The organism is Streptomyces sp. NPDC059679 (assembly GCF_042734105.1).
Classification (GTDB): domain Bacteria; phylum Actinomycetota; class Actinomycetes; order Streptomycetales; family Streptomycetaceae; genus Streptomyces.
Genome location: NZ_JBHWES010000008.1, coordinates 132,158 through 152,212, shown reverse-complemented (window position 1 = coordinate 152,212; position 20,055 = coordinate 132,158). Strand labels below are relative to the sequence as shown.

At 72.8% G+C, this 20,055-nt stretch carries 15 protein-coding genes; 7 read left to right on the top strand and 8 right to left on the bottom strand.

Annotated elements, in window-relative coordinates; translation table 11 throughout:
• The first annotated feature begins 136 nt into the window (after positions 1–136).
• Both ACFV2X_RS12450 and ACFV2X_RS12445 read left to right on the top strand, forming a co-directional pair.
• The gene (locus tag ACFV2X_RS12450; RefSeq protein WP_385614887.1) at positions 137–1,873 is read left to right on the top strand and encodes an ABC transporter ATP-binding protein; all 1,737 of its coding nucleotides are present in this window, start codon (positions 137–139) and stop codon (positions 1,871–1,873) included.
• Complete coding sequence (locus ACFV2X_RS12445; RefSeq protein WP_385614884.1) at positions 1,870–3,621, top strand: ABC transporter ATP-binding protein; 1,752 nt, start codon at positions 1,870–1,872, stop codon at positions 3,619–3,621. Before ACFV2X_RS12450 ends, ACFV2X_RS12445 begins: the two co-directional genes overlap by 4 nt.
• Before the next feature lie 117 nt (positions 3,622–3,738).
• On the opposite strand, the gene ACFV2X_RS12440 is transcribed toward ACFV2X_RS12445, so the two are convergent.
• The gene (locus tag ACFV2X_RS12440) at positions 3,739–4,641 is read right to left on the bottom strand and encodes an aminoglycoside phosphotransferase family protein (protein ID WP_385614881.1); all 903 of its coding nucleotides are present in this window, start codon (positions 4,639–4,641) and stop codon (positions 3,739–3,741) included.
• A gap of 17 nt (positions 4,642–4,658) precedes the next feature.
• Positions 4,659–5,264 carry a DUF4291 domain-containing protein gene (locus ACFV2X_RS12435; RefSeq protein ID WP_385614878.1) on the bottom strand — a complete coding sequence of 202 codons (606 nt, stop codon included), beginning with the start codon at positions 5,262–5,264 and terminating at the stop codon, positions 4,659–4,661.
• Between the two features lie 113 nt (positions 5,265–5,377).
• On the opposite strand from ACFV2X_RS12435, the gene ACFV2X_RS12430 reads away from it, so the two are divergent.
• Positions 5,378–6,121 carry a DUF429 domain-containing protein gene (locus ACFV2X_RS12430; RefSeq protein ID WP_385614875.1) on the top strand — a complete coding sequence of 248 codons (744 nt, stop codon included), beginning with the start codon at positions 5,378–5,380 and terminating at the stop codon, positions 6,119–6,121.
• 160 nt (positions 6,122–6,281) lie between these two features.
• On the opposite strand, the gene ACFV2X_RS12425 is transcribed toward ACFV2X_RS12430, so the two are convergent.
• The 4 genes from ACFV2X_RS12425 to ACFV2X_RS12410 form a co-directional block, all read right to left on the bottom strand.
• Positions 6,282–7,433, bottom strand: coding sequence for a transglycosylase family protein (locus tag ACFV2X_RS12425; protein ID WP_385615074.1), 1,152 nt, complete (start codon positions 7,431–7,433; stop codon positions 6,282–6,284).
• A gap of 2,097 nt (positions 7,434–9,530) precedes the next feature.
• Positions 9,531–10,340 (bottom strand): SAM-dependent methyltransferase, encoded by an 810-nt coding sequence (locus ACFV2X_RS12420; protein WP_385614872.1) that lies wholly within the window; start codon positions 10,338–10,340, stop codon positions 9,531–9,533.
• Between the two features lie 65 nt (positions 10,341–10,405).
• The gene (locus tag ACFV2X_RS12415; protein WP_089508268.1) at positions 10,406–10,642 is read right to left on the bottom strand and encodes a DUF397 domain-containing protein; all 237 of its coding nucleotides are present in this window, start codon (positions 10,640–10,642) and stop codon (positions 10,406–10,408) included.
• Complete coding sequence (locus ACFV2X_RS12410) at positions 10,643–11,503, bottom strand: helix-turn-helix domain-containing protein (RefSeq protein ID WP_385614869.1); 861 nt, start codon at positions 11,501–11,503, stop codon at positions 10,643–10,645.
• A gap of 128 nt (positions 11,504–11,631) precedes the next feature.
• Between ACFV2X_RS12410 and ACFV2X_RS12405 the strand changes: the two genes are divergently transcribed.
• Positions 11,632–12,051: a hypothetical protein gene (locus ACFV2X_RS12405; RefSeq protein WP_385614866.1), complete on the top strand. Its 420-nt coding sequence runs from the start codon at positions 11,632–11,634 to the stop codon at positions 12,049–12,051.
• 118 nt (positions 12,052–12,169) lie between these two features.
• On the opposite strand, the gene ACFV2X_RS12400 is transcribed toward ACFV2X_RS12405, so the two are convergent.
• Together ACFV2X_RS12400 and ACFV2X_RS12395 are read right to left on the bottom strand one after the other, a co-directional pair.
• Positions 12,170–14,065, bottom strand: a complete 1,896-nt coding sequence (locus ACFV2X_RS12400) for an aminotransferase class I/II-fold pyridoxal phosphate-dependent enzyme (protein ID WP_385615071.1) — start codon at positions 14,063–14,065, stop codon at positions 12,170–12,172.
• A 186-nt stretch (positions 14,066–14,251) separates the two neighbouring features.
• Positions 14,252–16,552, bottom strand: coding sequence for an ATP-binding protein (locus ACFV2X_RS12395; protein ID WP_385614863.1), 2,301 nt, complete (start codon positions 16,550–16,552; stop codon positions 14,252–14,254).
• Between the two features lie 212 nt (positions 16,553–16,764).
• Between ACFV2X_RS12395 and ACFV2X_RS12390 the strand changes: the two genes are divergently transcribed.
• From ACFV2X_RS12390 to ACFV2X_RS12380, 3 genes are all read left to right on the top strand, one after another.
• Positions 16,765–18,879, top strand: coding sequence for an ATP-binding protein (locus ACFV2X_RS12390; protein WP_385614860.1), 2,115 nt, complete (start codon positions 16,765–16,767; stop codon positions 18,877–18,879).
• Between the two features lie 332 nt (positions 18,880–19,211).
• A complete protein-coding gene (locus tag ACFV2X_RS12385; protein WP_089508272.1) occupies positions 19,212–19,406 on the top strand; it encodes a DUF5999 family protein in 195 nt (64 codons plus the stop codon).
• Positions 19,403–19,891: an ATP-binding protein gene (locus tag ACFV2X_RS12380; RefSeq protein WP_385614856.1), complete on the top strand. Its 489-nt coding sequence runs from the start codon at positions 19,403–19,405 to the stop codon at positions 19,889–19,891. Before ACFV2X_RS12385 ends, ACFV2X_RS12380 begins: the two co-directional genes overlap by 4 nt.
• The last annotated feature ends 164 nt before the right edge of the window (positions 19,892–20,055 follow it).

Genomic DNA, 20,055 nt, shown 5'->3' with positions numbered 1-20,055 from the left:
GTGAAAATCGGTTGCCCGCCCGGTGAGCCCCCTGCTCTACTCACCGCCGGCAGATCCGCCGTACGAGGAGGCCCGATGAGGCACACGTTCATGTCCATTCACCCCACCCCAGCCATTCGCGCGAAGGACATGACGTTTGTCGACCTCATCGACTCTGCCCGCCGCAAGGAGGACGACCTCCGGTAGGCACGTACTCCGCTTCCTCCTGCCAGGCCGCGGCGCCGCCGTACTCCTGGCCCTGACCATCACCGCCGCCACCGCCCTGCCGCTGGCGGCACCCCAGTTCACCCGGCGGCTCGTCGACGGCGCGAACGCCGGCGACGACACCCGCACACTCACCCTCACCGCGCTGATCTACCTAGCCCTGGCCGTCGCCGGACAGGGCGCCCGCACCGTCACCGCCTGGCTGGCCGGCCAGGCGGCCTGGGACGGCACCAACCGGCTGCGCGAACACCTGGCCGAGCACACCCTCGGCCTGGACCTGGCCTTCCACGGCCGGCACACCCCCGGCGAGCTGATCGAGCGGGTGGACGGCGATGTGTCCGCCATCGCCGACTTCGTCGTGGCGTTCCTGCTGGACGTCGTGGCCGGGGTGCTGCTGCTGTGCGGGGTGATCGCGGTGGTGTGCGCCGTCGACCCGCGCATCGGCGCGGCCCTGCTGGTCCACTGCGCGCTGATCGGCCTCGGCATGGTCCGCGCGCAGCGGCTGGCCGTACCCTCCGCCACCCGCGCCCGGGCGGCCGACGCCGCGCTCTTCGGCTTCCTGGAGGAACGGCTCGCCGGAGCCGAGGACCTGCGCGCCAACGGGGCGGGCGAGCACACCGTACGCCGCTTCCACCAGGCCGGCGCGACACTGTGGCGCACCGGGCTGCGCGCCAGCGCGGTCGGCAGCGCCGTTCTGGCGGCCACCAGCGTGGCGTTCGCGACCGGCACGGCGCTCATGGTGGGCCTGTCGGGCACCCTCAGCATCGGCACCGCGGTGCTGCTGTTCCAGTACACGCTGATGGTCCGCACCCCGTTCGAGCGGCTGATCGACCAGCTGCGCCACTACCAGACGGCCCTCGCCGGAGTGGCCCGCATCCGCTCCCTGCTGGCCGAGCGCCGCACGCTGACCGGCCCGGCCGCCGCCGGGCAACTGCCCGCGAGCGGGCCGCTGCGGCTGGAGCTGGACGGCGTGGACTTCGCGTACGGCGACGAAGGCAACAAAGACAGCGAGGGCGGCGAGCCGGTGCTGCGCGACATCACCCTCACCCTCGCCCCCGGCGAGACGCTCGGCCTGGTCGGCCGCAGCGGCAGCGGTAAGACCACCATCGCCCGCCTGGTGGCCCGGCTGTACGACCCGACGGCCGGCGCCGTCCGGGTCGGCGGTCTTGACCTGCGCGAGGTGGACACCGCCTCGCTCCGCGAGCGGGTCGCCGTGGTCACCCAGGACGTGCAGCTCTTCGCCGCCGACGTCCGGGACAACCTCACCCTGTTCCGCCCCGGATACGACGACGACCGGCTGAGGGCCGTCCTGGCCGAAGTGGGGCTCCCCGGCTGGGACCTCGACGCCCCGCTCGGCACGGTCTCCGCGGGCCAGGCACAGCTGCTGGCCTTCGCCCGGGCCCTGCTCGCCGACCCCGGGCTCGTCGTGCTCGACGAGGTGTCCAGCCGGCTCGACCCGGCCACCGAACGCCATATCGGCCACAGCACGGCCCGGCTGCTGACCGGCAGGACCGGGGTGCTCATCGCGCACCGGCTCGAATCGCTGTCCCACGTGGACCGGATCGCGGTCCTGTCCGGCGGCAGGGTCGTCGAGCACGGCCGGCGGGAGGAGCTACTGGCCGACCCCGCCAGCCGGTTCGCGCGGATGCTCGCGGGGGTGCGCCGATGAGCCGGCTCACGGCGGTCACCGCCACCCTGGTCCGCTTCGATCTGCGCCGCTACCTCATCGGCGGCCTGCTGTGGATGCCGGCCAGCGCCCTGCCGCTCATCGGCGGGCTGATCCTGCAGCGGATGTTCGACCACCTCACCGTGGGCCGGGTGCCGCTGCTGCTGTGCGCGGCCTTCGTGGGGGTGGAGCTGGTCCGCGGCCTGACCATCGTCATCGCCTGGACGTACGGCGACTACTGGTGGAGCGCGGCGGCGGCCCTGCTGCGGGGCAATGTGCTGCGTTCGATCCTGAGCGGCAAGGGGCGGGTGCCGCACTCGTCCGGTGAGGCGCTGGCCCGGCTGCGCGACGACGCCGCGGACGTGGTGGAGTTCGTGGACGAGTCGGTGCCGCTGGCCGGGGCCGCGCTCTTCAGCGCCGCCGCGCTGGCGATCATGGTGTCCATCCACCCGGCCGCCACCCTGGCCCTGATCGTGCCCGCGCTCGCGATCGGGGCGGCGAGCCGTCTGCTGAACCGGCTGACCGGGCGGCTGCACCGGCAGGCCGCCGCGCGCGGCGCGGCCGTCACCGGCCACCTCGGCGAGATCTTCACCGGCGTGCTCGCCATCAAGACCGCCGGGGCCGAGCAGGCGGCGCTGGAACGGCTGCGGGCCCACAACCGGCTGCGCCGCGACGCGGCGGTCAAGGACCGGCTCGCCACCGACCTGCTGACCACCGCAACCGGCGCGAGCGTCGAGATCAGCGTCGGCCTTGTGCTGCTGCTGGCCGCCCCGGCCATGCGCCGCGGCGAGTTCACCGCGGGCGACCTGGCGCTGTTCACCACGTACATCGGCTGGCTCACCGCGCTGCCGCGGACCGTCGGTTCGATCCTCGCCCGGATGCCCCAGGCGGCCGTCTCCACCGAACGGCTCACCCGGATGACCGGCCCGGACGACAGCGTGTCCCGCGACAGTGGCGTCTGGTTCCACCGGGACTACCCCGCCCCGGAACCGGCGGCCCACGACGATCCGCTGAAGACACTCCAGGCGCGGGGGCTGGCCGCCGGGCACGGCCTGCACGGGGTGGACCTGGAGATCGAACGGGGCACCCTCACCGTGATCACCGGCGCGGTCGGCTCGGGCAAGACGACGCTGCTGCGCACCCTGCTCGGGCTGGAACCGCCGGTGGCCGGCACGATCCGCTGGAACGGCGGTCCGGTGGCCGACCCCGGCGCATACCTGGTGCCCGGCCGGGCCGCGTACGTCGGACAGGTGCCGCGGCTGTTCTCCGCCACGCTGCGGGAGAACCTGCTGCTCGGTCGGGATCCCGAGCACATCGACCGGGCGGTGGGGGCGGCGGCGTTCGACCGCGACCTGGCCGCGCTGCCCGACGGCCTGGACACGGTGGTCGGCCCCCGGGGCATGCGGCTGTCCGGCGGCCAGGCCCAGCGGGTGACCGTTGCCCGGGCCCTGGTCCGCTCACCCGACCTGCTCGTGGTGGACGATCTGTCCTCGGCGCTGGACGTGGAGACCGAACAGCTGCTGTGGGAGCGGATCACCGGCGCCGCCACGCTGCTGGTCGTCTCCCACCGGCCGGCCGTACTGGCCCGGGCCGACCAGGTCGTCGTCCTGGACCGGGGCCGGGTGGCCGGCCGCGGGACGCTGGACGAACTGATGGAGGGCTGTGCGGAGATGCGACGGCTGTGGTCGCGGGAAACCCTGGAAGCCGGGGACGGCCTCGAAGCTCCGGTAACCAGGGACAGCCTCCGGTAACCGGGGACAGCCTGACAACCCCGGAAGCCAGGGAAGGGGGCGGCGCTGCAGCGGGATCGCCGGGCGGTGCCCGGGGCGGGGGCGGGAGGGTGGCGCGGCGGCGCCACGCCAGCCCCTTCACCCCGGGCACCGCTCGTGGTCCGCCAGCACCTCCCGGATCACATGGCGCGCGTTGGCGGCGATCCCCGGGTTCGTGTGCTGGTAGTACGGGAGTTGGATGAGCGCCATGGACAGGGCCCGGCCGCGGCCGCGCGCCCAGGTCGCGTCGTCGGCATCGACGGCCGCGCGGAAGCGGTCCCGTACCTGTGCGGGGAGGAGGTTCCAGGCGACGATCAGATCGCATGCGGGATCCCCCACGCCCGCGGTCGCGAAGTCGATGACCGCGCTCAGCCGGCCTCGGCCGACCAGTAGGTTGCCCGGCATCAGATCGGCGTGGACCCACACGGCCGGGCCGGACCACTCGGGCGCCTCCAGGGCCGCCTCCCACGCCGCGGTGGCGGCCCGTGTGTCGATGACGCCGTTCAGCTCCTTGATGGCGGCGCGGGTTTCGGCGTCCTGCGTGGTCAACGGCCCACCCCGGTGGGCGGCCGGGCCGTCCGTGAGCTCGATCCGGCGTACCGCGGCGATGAATGCCGCCAGGTCCGTGGCGAGCCCGGCGGGGTCGGCGAGGCGGCCCGCGACCGGGCTCTCGCCGTCGAGCCAGCGGTGGACGGACCAGGGCCAGGGGAAATCCTCGGTGGGCGGCCCTTCTTCGAGCACCACGGGTATGTCGACCGGCAGCAGCGGGGCGAGCCGCGGCAGCCACCGGTGCTCGAACTCCACATCCCCCACCATCCGCTCGGCGAGGGGCAGCCGCACGGCCATCCCGTCGCCGAGCCGGAACATCGCGTTGCACGTGCCGTCCGACGGAAACCGCTCCACGGGCAGATCCGCCCACCGCGGGAACCGCGCGGCCACCAGCCGCCGCACCAGCGGTACGTCGATGTCGAACTCGTCAGCGTGCATTCTGCCCGCGCTCATCAGCGGTTTCTCCTCGTTCAGCACGCCACGGGCGCGCGCAGATGGCTCAGCAACTCGTCCCCGGCCGGGTACGGACGCTCCTCGGGCAGCAGCCTCGCCGCCGCGTCGAGCTCGTCCTGGCGCACCAGGGCGTGGACCTCGTGCGCCAGCGGGGTCACATCGGTGATCGCGACCGTCCACTCGTCCGCGTAACGGCGCGCCGCCTCGCCCGAGAGCCCGAGCTGCAGCGAGCGATGCGGCAGCGGCCGCAGCCGTAGATCCCGCTCCGGATCCCACTGGACGCGCGCGGGGGCGCCCTTCAACGCCCGCTTCCAGGCGGCCTGGTCGGGGTGGAGCCCACGCTCGTAGTGCGACAGACACGACCGGCCGAGCGCCCACTCGAATCCTTCGCGGGTGATCTCGATGGCCAGAACGGTCTCTTGCCCCTCCTTCGCACCCCAGCCGCAGCGGTACATCATCCAGAGGAACGACGGCTTGATCCACGTCATCCGGTCCCGCTTCCAGGCGGCTGGGAAGCGGCCGTCGCGGGCCGCGGGCAGGCCGAGATGCGGGGCGTACGCCTGGTAGACGGTGACCGTGGACTCCGTGTGGAGCGCGCGGATCTGATGTCGCGGTTCTTGCATGGCCACCAGAGTGGCGGGCGTGGGCTGTGGGTGGCCAGCGAATTAGGACCGTGGCGCCGATCTGCCGAAACGGTGCTGTGCGGTGCGGCCCGGCGCGTGGTCGGATACGGCGCATGGGTTCCGGAAGCGACGTTCTCGACACCTCTCCCGCCGCCGGTGGCGCGGCACCGCATGTGGTGGGGGTGGACGCCTGCCCGGGGGGCTGGGTGGCGGTTGCCCTGCGGGGCGGCCGGTTTGCGGGTGCCGATGTGGATGCGGCGCTGGCGGCGCTGCTGACGCGGGTACGCCGCCTCGCCGGGGCCGACGCCGTGGTGGCGGTCGACATTCCGCTGGGGCTGCTGGAGGCGGGGCGGCGGCGCGCGGACGAGTTGGCGCTCGGCCGCGTGGCCCCGCACCGCTCGCGGGTCTTCCCGGTGCCGCCGCGCCCGGTGTGGGAGGAGCCCGACTACGGCGCGGCCAACGAGCGCTGTCGGCGCCTCACGGGCTCGGGGCTGTCCCGTCAGTCCTGGGGTCTGGTGACGAAGCTGCGGGAGGCCAACGCCTGCCGCGACGGCGGCGAGCGGCGCCTGTACGAGGTGCACCCCGAGGTCTCCTTCGCGGCCATGAACGGCGGCCACCCGGTGGCCTCGAGCAAGAAGAGCTGGAACGGGCAGGTCCAGCGGCGGCGGCTGCTCGGTGAGCAGCGCATCGTCCTGCCCGACGAGCTCGGCCCGGCGGGCCGGGTGCCGCCCGACGACGTCCTGGACGCCGCGGCGGCGGCCTGGAGCGCGCACCGGATCGCCCTCGGCACCGCGGTGAGCCTGCCCGACCCGCCCGAGACGACGCGCGACGGGCTCCCGGTCGCCATCTGGTACTGACCGGAGCGGGTGGACTGACCGGAGCGGGCTGTGCCGGCCGCGTCCGGCCGACACAGCCCGCTCCGGTACGGGGCTCCACGGGGCTCCGGTACGGGCGAAGCGCGGGAAGCCGCCCGGCCCCCTCCGCCGGGCGGCCTCCCGTTCGCCGGTCCGCCAGGCGTCAGAGGGCGACCCCGCGCGAGCGCAGATACGAGACGGGGTCGACGTCCGAGCCGTACCGCGGACCGGTGCGCACCTCGAAGTGGAGGTGCGGTCCGGTGGCGTTGCCGGTGGCGCCGGAGCGGCCGATGCGCAGGCCGGCGTCCACCGTCTGTCCGGGGCGCACCGCCAGCGAGGACAGGTGCGCGTACTGGGTGTAGAGGCCGTCGGAGTGGCGGATCACCACTTCGTAGCCGTAGGAGCCGCCCCAGCCCGCGGTCACCACGACGCCCGCGGAGGCCGCGCGCACCCCGGTGCCGACGGGCACCACGAAGTCGACCCCGGTGTGGTGGCCGCTGGCCCAGCGCGGGCCGCGGACGCCGTACGACGTGCCGAGCGGGCCGCTGACCGGGGTCATGTGGCGGCGCTGGGCGGAGGGCCGGCGGGCGCTGTGGGCCGAGGTGTCCGATGTCGTGGCCCCCGCCTTGCCGGCCTGTTGGTGACTACTTCGTGTGGAGCGCGGCTGCTTCGTGTGGGGCCGCTTTGCCTGCGGCTGCTTCCCGTGTGCCGCCGCCGTGCGCGCCGCGCCGCTGCGGGAGGGGAAGGCGAGCCGCTGACCGGGGTAGATCTTGTCGGGGTCGGAACCGATGGTGCGCCGGTTGGCGCGGTAGAGCGCCTTCCAGCCACCGCTTACGGACTCGCGCTGCGCGATGCGCGACAGCGAGTCCCCGGGCACCACCCGGTACGGCCCGGAGCCGGTGGCGTGCCGCCGCGGGGCGGGGGAGTGGTGGCGGGATCCCGTGGAGTTGCGTGACCCCGCGGAGTGGCCGGAGCCGCCGCGGTTCGCGCCGGATGCGGGCCGGCTGTCGCGGGTCAGCCGCCCCCGTACCGAGCAGACCGGCCACGCGCCCGGGCCTTGGCGGCGCAGTACCGCCTCGGCCACGGTGATCTGCTGGGCCCGGGTGGCCAGGTCGGCCCGGGCGGCGTACTTGGTGCCGCCGTAGGACTCCCAGGTGTGCTGGGAGAACTGCAGCCCGCCGTAGTAGCCGTTGCCGGTGTTGATGTTCCAGTCGCCACCGCTCTCGCACTCGGCGACCTTGTCCCAGGTTTCCGAGGGGGCCGCGACGGCCACATCGGCGCCCAGGAGCGGCAGGACGATGCTCACGCTGCCCACGGTGAGGGCGGCACACAGGGGCGAGATCCGGCTGGGCGGTGCGGAACGGCGGTGACTTCCTCGTTGGGCCATGGGCCTGTTCCCTCCACGAGCGTTCGACTCGCCCACCGGCAGCCCCGGCGGGCTGTACGAGTACCGCAGCCGGGAGGCGCAGGTCACAAGGCGCTGGGGGTCTCACGGACCGCCGCGCGCCGTCGAACGCCACCCCCAGGGAAGCTGATGCTCCGTCAGCCCTGCACGGCAAGGCGCGTGGAGGACCGGGGGCGCACGGCTCGGCCCGTGGCCGGCGTCCGGGCGGGGCGGGAAATGATTCTTTCCCGGTGCGGACGGACCGGGTAATCCTCGGGATTGGTTTACCCACCCCATCGGCACCGCAGGCCGCGATGGGGGACGAAATACGCGCGGTACGAGGGAGATCGGGCGGCACCGGGCCCGGCACTCCGCCGCCGCCCGGAATCCGCCGGCCCCCGCGCCGAGCCGGTCCCCCGCTCCCGCCCTGGGGGATCCGGCCGGGAGGAGAGGGGAAAAGCGCCGCGGGGCGGCCGAACCCATCCGCCGGAGAGCGGGGGAGAAGCGGGGGAGAAGAGGGAGGGAAGCGGGAGAGAGAAGGAGGGAGGGAGAAGGAGAGAAGAACGGGAGAAGAAGTACGGCGGCGTCATGCGGGCAGTAGCGGCCGGGCCTGCGCGTTCGCGCCGACCGTAGCCGGCCGTAGCCCGCGGGCAACGCCCCGCGCGCGAAGCGACGTCGCACTTGTTTCGACAGGTCGTCATCGAGTCGCAGCGCACGGCATATCAGATCCGGACACGAGGGTGATCCGTTCCGTGCCGGGCGGATGCATTTGCGCTCCCTGGTGCTCGGTTCGATCGCAGGGCCGGGTCCTGGAGCGGAGCTTGTCGTACGAGGCGGGCGGTATGGCGACTATCGGCGCGGGCCGCGAATCGCCCCTTCCCGGCGGTATCCCCGGACGGCTCGTCGTAGCGGAGGTCACCGGCCCGGCCCGGGGCCCGGGCGGCGTCTCCCCGTGGCCGGGGCCGGGCGGGGACCGCCGCCCGCGGACCCGCTCCTTCCTGGGGGTATGGATGCGCGAGGCCCCGTCTGAGGGGCGCCGTGCGGAGTTCCCGCCTCCGATCCGGGCGGATCCCCCCTCATGTCCCGGGCCGACGAGGAGCGCCGGCTGCGCGGCGAGTCCTTATATCGCTGTCGTCGGTGCCCCGCGGCTGAGCCGCCCCTTCTCATCCGTATCGATTTACCGCATCCTCGATCCGCGGACTCCGCCCCGGCCGGGACGTGGGACGGAGCCTGCCGACTGAGGGGTTCCTTACCCGGGCGGATGGATTTGCGGCGCACCGTGGGGCGTTCGGCCTGCGGGCGGGGCCTGGGACGGAGTGGGACGGAGGCGGAACCCGCCGCTACGTGGCCGGGCCGTAAAATCGACCTTGTGCGTGAACCGTCCCTTCTCGGCCGTGCGATATCCGTTCTGCCGTGCGAGGCTCCGGTCCGGCCCGAGGCGCGGGGCTGAGCCGGTGCTACGGGCCGGAGCCGCAAAACGATGCCGCCCGCGAGGGCCGGGATGAGCGGCGGGATAGGAGAAGATCCGCCGCACCACCGCGCTTCTCCCGAAAAGGCGATCGCCGCCCGGGCCCGGAAACTGGCGGAGAATCAGACGGTCCACGTATAGCGGGAGGCGCGCCGCCGCGCATACCATGTCAATCACATCGACTTCCTCCGCAGACCGCCCGCCGGGACGGTTTGTGAATAATCAACTCTCCCCGCCGCCCAGCCGGGACCCGCGAGGGCACCAGTCCCTCTTTATCCAGGGCCCCGTCCGCCGGTGAGCGGTAAGGGCCCGCGGCCGGGCTCGCACTGCCAGGGGAGCGCACCGCGCCTACGGCGTACGGCGGTCATCGCCGCTCGCCGCCGTACGTGATGTGTCGTATCCATGCGTACGCCATGCCGCTGGACGCCTGCCCAGGGGGCGCATGCCGCGCCGTCGCATGCCGCCGACCGCCCGTCGAACACCGGGCCGGGCCCGCTCGCCCGCCGCCGCGGGGGCGGCGGCGGGCGATGCCGACTGACCAGAACTGCTGTCGGCCGGGCTCAGGGCTTGCGCGCCAGGCCCGCGTAGACGGTGACCGGCGGGTCGTCGGGGGCGAGTTCTTCCTCCTCGGCGTCCGGCTGCCAGTGCGACACCAGGACCGGCGCCGGGCCGACGGGCTCCAGGCCGTGGAAGAACCTCGCCACCTCCGCCCGGGTGCGTGGCCGCAGGGTCACGCCACCCCTGCGGTACAGGGACACGACCCGCTCCGCCTCCTCCTCGCTGCCGTCGGCGGTGGCATGCGAGAACACCAGGTGGCTGCCCGGGGCGAGCGCGTCCATCAGACCGTGCACCAGGTCGTAGGCGCCGTCCTCGTCCGGGATGAAGTGCATGAGAGAGATGAGGGAGAGGGCGACCGGCCGGCTCAGGTCGAGCACATCGGTGGCCAGCTCGATGATCTTCCCGGGCTCGCGCACATCCGCTTCGAGGTAGTGCGTGGCGCCTTCCGGGGTGCTGCGCAGCAGGGCTTCGGCGTGGCGCAGCACGATGGGGTCGTTGTCCGTGTAGACCACGCGGGAGTCGGGGGCGATCCGCTGGGCGACCTGGTGGAGGTTGGGCTCGGTGGGGATGCCGGTGCCGATGTCGAGGAACTGGCGGGTGCCGGAGCGGGCCAGCCACTCGGTCGCGCGGTGCATGAAGAGGCGGTTGATCCTGGCCGAGTCTCTGACGGTCGGGTCGATGTCGAGAACCTGCACGGCCAGTTGCTCATCGACGGGGTAGTTGTTCTTGCCCCCGAGTATGTAGTCGTAGACGCGGGCCGGATGGGGCCTGCTGGTGTCGATTCTGGTGGGCTCTGGCCCGGATGCTGACATGGTGCGCTCCATGGGGGTCGGCGCGGTGGTGCCGGTGTGCGGGTATGGATGCGGGTGCGGATGTGTCAGGAGACCAGGAAGTCGGCCTTGCCGGCCTTGGCGCCCTGAATGAAGGCGATGATCTCGCTGCGGGTGTAGATCAGCGCCGGGCCCTCCGGATCGGTGGACTGTCGGAGCGCGACCCGGCCGTCGTCCAGTTTCCGGGCCTCGACGCAGTTGCCGCCGTTGCCGCCGCTCCACGGCTTGTGCCAGCCCTCGGTGCCGAGGTCGGCCGCGCGCATGCCGTTGAAAATGCGATCCATTCAGAGCTCCTTGCGGAAATCGCGGAGGATTTCCTTTGTGCGTCGTGCGGTTGCCGCCTGGGCCGCCATGCGGTCCAGGACCTCCAGATGGGAGGCCACCTCGACACGTTCGTCGAGGTAGACGGCGCCGGTCAGGTACTCGACGTAGACCATGTCCGGCAGTTCGGGTACAGCGAAGCGGAAGAGGACGAAGGGCCCGTAGGTGCCCGGGTGGTGTCCCGAGGAGAACTCCGCTATCTGCAGGGTGACATTGGGCCGCTCGGTGGCCGTCAGCAATCGGTCGATCTGGCCCCGCATGACCTCGGGGGTGCCCACGGGGCGGCGCAGCACGGTCTCGTCCAACACCACCCACAGATGCGGGGCGTCCTCGCGGGTGAGCAGCGTCTGGCGCTCCATGCGCAGGGCGACATGCCGCTCGGACTCCTCGGGGTCGACCTGGCCGACGGCGCCGGTGCGCATGATGGCCCGGGCGTAGTCCTCGGTCTGCAGCAGGCCGGGGACGAAGTGCGGCTCGTACGCGCGGATGACCGCGGCGGCGCCCTCCAGGCTGACATGCACGCTGAACCAGTCCGGCAGGATGTCGTGGAACCGCTGCCACCAGCCGGGCCGGTTGGCGTCCTCGGTGAGGGTGACGAACGCCTCGGCCTCGCCACCGGTGACGCCGTACGCGTCCAGCAGCATCCGCACATACGGGATCTTCAGGGCGACCTCGGCGGTCTCCATCCTGCGGATGGTGGCGGGGGCCACATGCAGCACCTTGGCGGCCTGCTCGCGCTTGAGACCCGCTCTTTCGCGCAGCTCCCGCAGGCGCTTGCCAAGCACGACTTGGCCCACGGTCGGGGCGGACCGCGGTTCACTCACTTCTACCTCCCGCAGCTGATGCCCGCAGTGTGTCATGCCCTGAATGGAGCGGACACACTGCACTTGCGACTCTGCACTTTTCAGAGTGCCCCTTGCCAAGTGCACGAGGCGTTACGCATAGTGGCGTCGTGATCCCGTCAACTCCCGCGGCGCCGCCCAGGCCCGGCCACAGGCAGCGTCTGGAGCTGCCGCCCACGCTGTTCGCCGAGGCCGGATACGACGCCATCGCCCTGCCGGAGCGGCATGGACGTCAGGTCATGGAGCTGCTGCCCAGGGCGGGCTGTGTCTACTCCGCCGTCGGCCGATGGTGGTGGATCGTTCCGCCGCGGTCGGACTGTGGGCTCAACTGGCCCGCTATCGCTCTGTATTCGGTCGGCGCGGTGGTGTCCGACGCGCCGCCGGGGCGGCCGGATCCGGTGGCCGAGGCGCCCCGGCTGATCCACCGGCCCGAGGGCACCGTGCCCTACACCCATCCGCTGGTGCTGCATATCGCCGTCTGCGCGGTCGCCGGAGTCTCCCCGACCTGGCCGGCCCGGCCGGGTCCGTAACCTTCCGGCGGTCGCGTCAGAGGACGCGGCCCGCCCGGCGCCCAACCCGTCGGGAATCCGGCCCCACCCGTCCGGGGTCCGTCCAGCCGGACGGACCCCGGAGTCCCCGTACCCGCCGTCAGGAACCGTTGTCGGTCCGCAGATACGCGGCGGGCCGCGGATAGCGGCGCATGGTGCCCCCGCCGGGCGGGTCGTCGCTGTCCATGGAGGGCAGCGGGGCGGGCGGAGTGGCCTCGGCCGGAGCGGCCGGGGCCGGGTCGGGGGCGGAGTCGGTGACGACCGTCGGCATGTAGATGAGCGTGTCGTCCATCGACATGTCCCCCGCGACGGCGGCCGGGTCCGGCGCGTAGACCGTCATCCGGCCGCCACCCGAGGGCTGTTGCTGCGCGGTCTGCACAGGCCGCGCGGGCTGTGCGGGCTGCGGCGCGCTCGGTTGCGGCGCCTGCACCTCCTGCAGCGACTGCGGCGCCTGCTGCAGGGCCTGCTGCATGGCTTGCAGCCGGGCGTAGGCGCCCGTCGTCTGCTGGGACTGGTAGAGCGGCATCTGGCCGGCTGGGGTGTACGCGGCGGGGGTCAGCTCGGCCATGGGCTGTGCCTGGGGCTGCGGATAGGCCGCGGCCATCGCCTGCTGCCCCGCGTAGCCCCCGTAGGTGTCCTGTGCCGTCAGGAGCGGGGTGGCGGGGTACAGGGCCGGTTGCGGCTGTTGCTGTTGTTGCTGTTGTTGCTGCTGCGCGGACGCGAGCAGCATCTGGAGCTCGGTCACCGGTTGCGGCAGCGCGTACGAGGGTTGCTGCGGCAGGGCGTAGGAGGCGTACGAGGGCTGCTCCAGCGCGTACGACGGCTGCTGGGGCAGGGCGTACGAGGGCTGCTCCAGCGCGTAGGACGGCTGCTGATCGAGGGAGGGCTGCGGGGCGTACCAGGCCGTGCCGTACAGCACCGTGCTCAGCCCGGTCAGCAGTCGCTGCACATCCGGCTGGGAGCGCACCACCAGCCGCATGAACTGGCTGCTGCTGCCCAGCTTGTTGCCGCATTCACGGACCAGCACGCCGTGTTCGGACAGCAGCCGGTCGCGCACCTGGGCGCCGTCCGCGCCCTCCGGGAGCTTGACGAAGACGAAGTTGCCCTGGGAGGGATAGACCGTCAGCCCGGGCAGATTGGCCAGTTGGGCGGTCATCTCCTGCCGGTCACGGCTGAGCATGCGCAGGCTCTGCGCGTACTCCGGCTGGTATCGCTTCAGCATGAAGACGATGACCTCGGCGAAGGAGTTGAGATTCCACTTGGGTAGCCGGGAGCGGATCTGGACGGCCAGCGCCGGATTGGCCACCAGATAGCCGAAACGGACGCCGTGCAGCCCGAAGTTCTTACCGAGGCTGCGCAGCACAATGACATTGGGCCGCAGCACCGCCTCGTCCACGACGCTCGGATACGCCTCCGAGTCGGCGAACTCCAGGAAGGACTCGTCGATGACGACCAGGTCGAGATCGGCGAGGGCATCCATCATGGCGACGACGGCGTGCCGGGGCAGCAGTCCGCCGTCGGGGTTGTTGGGGTTGCAGATCACCGCGACCCGCGAACCCCTCGACCTCACGAAGGAGACGAAGGCGTCCGGGTCGAGCCGGAAGCCGTCCATCTCCGGGAGCTGGAACATGTCGACGCGCTTGCCGGTCTCCATCGGCTGGTCGGTCCACCGGCCGAAGGTGGGGATCGGCACCGCCAGGCTCTCCTTGACCAGCAGATGGTCGATCCAGGTGATGAGCTCGGTCGAGCCGTTGCCCATCGCCATGGTCTGCGGCTGCAGGCCGAGCAGGCTGGCCAGCTCGGCGGTGATGGTGTCCGCGGAGCTCGGGTAGTACGTGAGGATGTCCCGCAGCCGGACCGCCAGCACCGCGAACATCGCGGGCGTGGGGAAGTACGGGTTGCAGGGGATGCAGAAGTCGACGACGTCCTGTCCCACTCCCGCGCGGGAGAGCGAGAAATACGACGGGCTGTGGTTGGTGCCACGGAACAGTTCCATGGCATTCCCGGAATTGCCGACTGCGGCAACAGTCACAGCAGGACCTCCTCGGTCACGGGGCCGTGCGGACACGACCGTTGCTGCTCTGTCTCCAGAGCCTGCTGCATGATCCCGCAGACGTTGGTCTACTGAGCATTTTCGTGGGGTGTTTGAGAAGTTCGGGACACGGGAACAAGTGAGCGGTTATCATTCCGCCTCAACATCCTGTTCGGACCGGTTCTGTCCGGCTACCCAGACTGCCACCTGAGCCCGGGAATTGAACCCGAGCTTGCTCAGAATGCGCTCGATATGACCCTCGGCGGTGCGCTGGGCGATCACCAGCGCGGCCGCGATCTCCTTGTTGCTCAGCCCCCGCGCCACCAGACGTGCGATCTCGGTCTCCCGCGGCGTCAGCGGAGAGGGCTGCTCACCCTCGCCGGCCGGGGCCCGGGTGGGCAGTTGGTCCTGGAGCGCGTAGGCCAGCGCCTCGTCGTAGGAGAGCCGGGCGCCCTCCTTCACGGCCGCCTGGAACGCCTGCTTGCCCAGCGACCGGCGGGTGTCCGCCTCACAGCCCTCGTGGTAGCGGACGAGGTGGCCGTAACCCGACAGCGGGGCGCCGATGTGGTGCCAGATGTTCCGCAGGGCGCCCAGCAGTCTGGCTGCCCGCTGGTACTGGCTCTGCGCGGCCGAGATCCAGGCCATCACCTCCAGATTGACCCCGACCCCCAGCGGGTCGTCCAGCGAGCGGTTGAAGTTCAGGCTCTCCCGCTCCAGGGCGGCCGCGCGCTCGTGGTCGCCCTGGCGCCACACCTCGACGCCGAGCGCCATCGTCGCGTACGCCCGGTGCCAGCCCTCCTCGTATGCGTCGCACACCGCCAGCGACTCCTCGCCCACCGCGATGGCGCGCGGCGAGTCACCCAGGAACGAATGCGCCAGGGAGAGCCGGATCAGGGCGAGCGCGAGGCCCACCGGATCGTGGGCGGCGCGATGGCGCGCCACGGCCTCCTCGTACAACTCGATCGCCGACTCGGTGTCGCCCCGGCACATGGCGATCATCCCGGAGTAGAGCGCGACATAGCCGAGGATCGCCTCCTGCCGCAGCCGGGCGCCGAGCTCCCGGCACTCGTCCAGCATGGCGGCGGCCGCGTCGATATCGGACTGGATGATGGCCAGCCAGCCATCGGTCCACAGCGCGCGGGCGCGCGCCTCGGTCGGCTCGGGGCACAGGACCAGGCCCCGGTCCAGCCAGCCGCGTCCCTCGGTGAGGTAGTAGCTGGTGATCCAGTGGTAGAGCAGATCGGTCGCGATGCCGAGCCCGGCCGCCGCCTGCCCGGGCTCGGCGAAGCTGTACTCCAGCGCGGCGCGCAGATTGGCGTGTTCCTGCTGGAGCCGGGTGAACCACGGCACCTGCGAGGGGCCGAACAGCTCGGCGCGCGCCGTGGCCGCCAGCCGCTGGTAGTAGTCCCGGTGGCGGCGCAGCCGCTCCGCCTCCTCCCCGGCCGCGGCGAGCCGTTCCCGGCCGTAGTGGCGCAGGGTGTCCAGCATCCGGTAGCGCACCGCCGCCAGGTGTTCCTCCGGGTGCTGCTCCCGGATCAGCACGGACTTGTCCACCAGACCTGCCACCAGGTCCAGGACCTCGTCGCGGTCGATCCCGTCCCCGCCGCACACCGCCTCGGCCGCCTCCAGGTCCAGGCTCCCGGCGAACACCGAGATCCGGGCCCACATCAGCTGCTCCTTGCCGGTGCACAGGTCATAGCTCCAGTCGACGAGCGCCCGCAGCGTCTGGTGCCGCGGCAGGACCGCCCGCGAGCCCGTGGTGAGCAGCCGGAACCGGTCGTCCAGCCGGTCGAGCAGCTGCTGTACGGACAGCGCCCGCAGCCGTACGGCCGCCAGCTCGATGCCCAGCGGAATGCCGTCCAGCTGGCGGCAGACCCCCTCCACCGCGTCCCGGTTGGCCTCGGTGACGGTGAACCCGGGCAGGATGGCGCCGGCCCGCTCCACGAACAGCCGCACCGCGTCGCACTGCGCCAGGGCCGCGACGGACAGCCGGGGGCCCTCGGCGTCCGGCAGCGCCAGCGCCGGGACGGGCAGCGTCTGCTCACCGGCCGTGCCCAGCGCCTGCCGGCTGGTGACCAGGACGCGCAGCCGCGGGGCCTCGCGCAGCAGCCGGCCGGTGAGCAGCGCACACGCCTCGACCAGCTGCTCGCAGTTGTCCAGCAGGATCAGCGCCTGCTTGTCGCGCAGATGGTCGACCAGAGCCTCGACCGCGGGCCGGGAGGAGTGGTCCCGCAGCTCCAGCGCCTCGCTCACGCTCTGCGCCAGCAGCCCGGGGTCGGCCAGCGCGGCCAGCTCGACCAGCCACACCCCGTCCGGGAACGCCCGGCGCGCGTCCTCGGCCACCCGTAGCGCCAGCCGGGTCTTGCCGACCCCGCCCACGCCGGTCAGGGTCACCAGCCGTGAGGCGGACAGCATCCGCTTGACCTCGGCCGTTTCATGCCGACGTCCCACAAAGCTCGTCACCTCGGCCGGCAGCCTTCCGGTGTGCCGACCGTTCGAGGTGCCTGATACCACCGCGCTCATGGATGCCTCGAACCAGTCCCGGCCCTCGGGCCTCGCGCGACCGGGCCGACGCTTCCAGGCTATGCCCAGGGGTTTCCGGGGCGTGCGGGGCCCCGGGGGACATTGCGTTAGGTCGGCATGAAATGGGGAGAATGGCATTAATGCGTCATTTGAGCCGTATGGTGGGGCGAGCGAACGAGCTGACCGAAGCCCGGAGGCTGCTCGGACGTACCCGGCTGCTCACCCTGACCGGCGTCGCGGGGGTCGGCAAGAGCCGGCTGGCGCTCGGCGTGGCCGACCTGGTGCGCGGGGACTTCCCGGACGGCGTGTGGACCGCCGAGCTCACCGCGCTGGAGGACCCGAGCCTGCTCCCGCAGACCGTCGCGAGCGCGGTGGGGCTGCGCGACCAGGCCGCCCGGTCCGCGGTGGAGGTGCTGGGCGACCATCTGCGCGACAAGCGGGCGCTGCTGCTCCTCGACAACTGCGAGCACCTGATCGAGCCCTGCGCGCTGCTCGCCGACCGCCTGCTGCGCCGGGCGCCTCGGCTGTGTCTGCTGGTCACCAGCCGCGAGCCGCTGCGGGTGGAGGGGGAGGCGGTCCTGTGGGTGCCCTCGCTGCCCGTGCCCGAGCCGCACCGACGGCACAGCCCCCAGACGCTGGCCCGCTCCCCGGCGGTCCAGCTCTTTGTCGCCCGCGCGGCGCGGGTGTCGCCCTCGTTCACCCTCGACGCGCACAACGGCGACGCCGTGGCCCTGCTGTGCGGGCGGCTCGACGGCCTCCCGCTGGCCATCGAACTGGCCGCGGTCGGGCTGCGGACCCTCAGCCCCGATCAGGTCCTGGACCAGCTGGACCAGTGGCTGGAGCCCGTGGCGGGGGAGCCCGCGGCGGGGGAAGCCGGTGCGACCCGCGCCCGCCACCAGAGCCTGGGCGCGGCCGTCGACTGGAGCTTCGACCTGTGCTCCCCGGCCGAGCGGACCCTGTGGGCCCGGGTGTCGGTGTTCGCCGGGGACTTCGGCCTGCCGGCGGCGGAGGAGGTCTGCGCCGGCGACGGCGTCGAGCGCGAGGACGTGCTCGACCTGGTGGCCGGGCTGGTCGACAAGTCGATTCTGGTGCGGGAGGAGCGCGGCGACGAGGTCCGCTACCGGCTGCTGGAGACGATCCGGCGGTACGGCCGGGCGCGGCTGGCCGGATACGGGCAGGTGGCCGCGTTGCGGCGGCGCCACCGCGACTGGTATCGCGCCCTGGTGCGTGAGGCCGAGGGGCAGTGGCTCACCGCGCGGCAGGAGGAGTGGCTGACCCGGCTGCGCGGCGAGCTCGCGAACCTCCGTACGGCCCTGGAGTTCTGCTGTGCCGAGCCCGGCGAGGCCCGCGCGGGGCTGGAGATAGCCGCGGGGCTGTGGCCCCACTGGATCTGCGGCGGCAGCCTCGCCGAGGGCCGCCACTGGCTCGAACAGGCGCTGTGGCTCGCCCCCGAGGACAGCGCGGCCCGCGGCACGGCGCTGTGGGTGGACGCGTGGCTCGCGGCACTCCAGGGGGACACGGCCTCGGCGCTGCCCCGGCTCGACGAATGCCGGGAGCTGGCCCTGCGGCTCGGGCACGAGCCCACCCTGGTCCGCGCCACCCAGCACCGCGGCGCCCTCGCGCTGTACGAGGGCGACTTCCCGCGGGCGATCCGCCTCATCGAGAAGGCGCTGGAGGGCCACCGCGCGGCCCGCGACCGCAACGGCATGATGACGGCCCTCTACCAGCTGACCATGGCCTGCGCCCTGTCCGGCGACGCCCGCGCGGCGGTCTACGGCGAGGAGTGCCTGGCGCTGTGCGAGGCCGCCGGGGCCCAGTGGGCCCGCTCGTACGCGCTGTGGGCGCTCGGCCTGCACACCTGGCACAGCGGCGACCGGCGGCGCGCGACCGCGCTGGTACGGGACGCCCTGCGGACCCGCTGGGTGGTGCGCGACGGGTGGGGGATGGCGCTGTGCCTCGAGGTGCTGGCCTGGACCGCGGCCTTCGGCGGGCAGCCCGGGCACGGCGCGCGGCTGATGGGCGCGGCGGACGCGATGTGGAGCTCCCTGGGCGCCTCACCCTCGGGGTTCCGGCACCTGGCCGCCGTACACGACGAGGTCGCCACCCGGCTCCGTACGGACCTGGGGACCCGCGCGTACGCCGCCGCGTACCGGGCGGGGGCCCGGCTGACGGCCGACGAGGCGGCGGCCACCGCCCTGCACGACCCGCCCCGCCTCCGCCCTCACGGCCGTCGCGCGGCCTCGGCCGGTGCGTGAGCCGGTGCGTACACCGGCCGTCGTGCGGAGGCGGCCAGGAGACGACAGGGGAGCTGGGTGGGGAGATGTCCCTGCCGGACGGTGGCCGGGGGTGATCGGGATCGCGGGGGCGCCTTCTGGGCCACGGCCACCGGGGCCCGCGCGGCGCGGGGCCGAGGGGATCTCGCGGCGCGCCCGGGCCGCGCGACCGCGGGGACGGCGCTCCACAGCCGCGGATCGGGTACCCATGCGGGGATTTCTCCCCTCCCCGGGAGATCCGCCCGGACGCATGCTGGTGGTCGTCTCGATTCCGGATTCCGCCGGAAGTCGGCGGAAGATCGAAGGCTCCAGCCATGTGTGATCATCAGCCCCCCTGTCCGCCCGCCGACGCCACGGACCACGACTCGGCGCGTCTCGTGGCGACCCACCCCGAACAAGGGTGGAGCCTGCTGTGCAATGGCGTGGTGATCTTCGCGGACACGGGTGAACTGCTCCCCGACGGACGCGTCATCCCGGCCCCTCGTAGCTGTCCGGACCAGGCCGCATGAACGCCTCCACAGTGGCCCTGGCCTCGGAGCCAGGCACCTTCCGCCGCCCGGCGCGGCGGGGTGCCCGTGTCGCCGACCGCGGGATCTCCTGGGTGCTGCCGCGCCATCCCTCCTCGGTGCCCAGCGCCCGTCGGCTGGTCCTCTCGCAGCTGGCCGTATGGGCGCTCGCGGGATCGGCGGACGACGCCGAACTGCTGGTCAGCGAGGTGGTCACCAACGCGCTGCGCTATACCGGCGGGGCGGTCCGGATGACGCTGTGCCTGTGTCCCGCGGACGGCACCCTGCGCTGTGAGGTGGAGGACGCCGACCCCACGCTTCCGCAGTCGCGCCAGGCATGCGAGGACGACGAGGGCGGCCGAGGCCTCTACATGATCGATCTGCTGGCCCGCTCATGGGGCAGCCACCGGACCGGGACGGGCAAGACCGTGTGGTTCGAACTGCACGTCCGCCCCGGCGCCGGCCAACATCGGCACGCCGACATCTGACCCTACGACGAAAGGAGATGCCATCGGACGCTACAGCGCATACGCGCACTCCGTGATGCCGAAACGGCCCGGGGACCGGAAGGTGAGTGCCCTCCACCGCGACTTCCGTCCCCGGGCCTCGACATGCCCGCACCCGCTGTAGCGCGAACACCGATTCCGTGGGA